1 protein-coding gene is annotated in these 1,139 nt (G+C 65.6%); it reads right to left on the bottom strand.

The window, feature by feature from the left end; translation table 11 throughout:
• Positions 1-39: 39 nt before the first annotated feature.
• On the bottom strand, positions 40-879 hold the full coding sequence (locus tag AB0C78_RS50815) for an IS5 family transposase (protein ID WP_360763081.1): 840 nt from the start codon (positions 877-879) through the stop codon (positions 40-42).
• Positions 880-1,139 lie beyond the last annotated feature (260 nt).

Here is a 1,139-nt window from a genome sequence, read left to right as displayed (position 1 = left end):
ACTGGGCGTTTCATCCTGCGAGTTCCGTTTGATTTCGGGTCAGGTGCCCCGCCATGTGGGAGTGGATTCGCCGGTGAGGCGGCGGCTCATGAGGTCGATCATTGCGAGGTGGATCATCGCGGTGGAACTGGCCGGGAGGGTCTCGTAGTCGCGGACCAGGCGGCGGTGCAGCATGAGCCAGCCGAGGGTGCGTTCGACCACCCAACGGCGTGGTAGCGGGGTGAAACCCCGGACGCCTGGCGGGCGTTGGACGATCTGCATGTCGATGCCGACCGCAGCAGCGTGTTCGACCAGGTGTTGGCGGTAGCCGCCGTCCACCCAGATGGTGCGGAGGGCGGGCTGCTGGCCGGCGATCTGGTTGATCAGAGTGGTGCCGGCGACCGAGTCTTGGACAGAGGCGGCGGTGACCAGGACGGCCAGCAAGAGGCCGAGGGTGTCGACCACGATGCTGCGTTTGCGGCCGACGATCTTCTTGGCGGCGTCGATGCCCTGGTCGGTGGCCGGAACGTTGCCTGAGGTCTTGATGCTTTGGGCATCGATCGCGCCGGCGCTGGGTTGGGCGCAGCGGCCCTCGCGGATGCGGACCAGGCGATGCAGCAGTCCCGACAGCCGGGTGAAGACCTCGTCGTCGCGCCAGGCGCGGAAGTAGCCGTAGACGGTCTGCCAGGGCGGGTAGTCGTGCGGCAGGTAGCGCCAGGGGATGCCGGTGCGGTCGACGTAGAGGATGGCGTTCATGATGGTGCGCAGGTCGTGTTCGGGTGGACGGCCGATGTCCAGGGCGCCGGCGCGGCGCCGGTCGCGCCAGGCGATCAGGGCCGGCTCGATCAATTCCCATCGGGCATCCGACAGGTCGCTGGGGTAGCGGCGTTCAGGGGTCATGACCTCGGCGTAACGCCGTGCCGTCGAGCCTGGCCATAGACGTCTTGGTCAGGTCAGCAAGTCGGAGCTTCGCCGCCACCGGGCCAACATCGGACGCAACCTGCGTTTTCGGGATGAGACAGAAGAACGACCACGAAATATGCTGGTCCGAAGCTCCACAAGCCTCACCGAAAACAGCTATCTCTCATCTCTCTGTCCGGCCGCGGCTAGCTCGCACGAGAACCTGCAAATTCTCCATATATAAGGACCAAACGCCCTCT

The sequence above is a fragment of the Actinomadura sp. NPDC048394 genome (assembly GCF_040651755.1).
In the GTDB taxonomy this organism is placed as follows: domain Bacteria; phylum Actinomycetota; class Actinomycetes; order Streptosporangiales; family Streptosporangiaceae; genus Spirillospora; species Spirillospora montaniterrae.
Note: the sequence above shows the minus strand (reverse complement) of the source record. Positions and strands in the feature narration are given on the sequence as shown.

Coding starts and splice junctions, on each gene's coding strand:
- AB0C78_RS50815 (WP_360763081.1), bottom strand. CDS start 879: ATGACCCCTGAACGCCGCTACCCCAGCGACCTGTCGGATGCCCGATGG.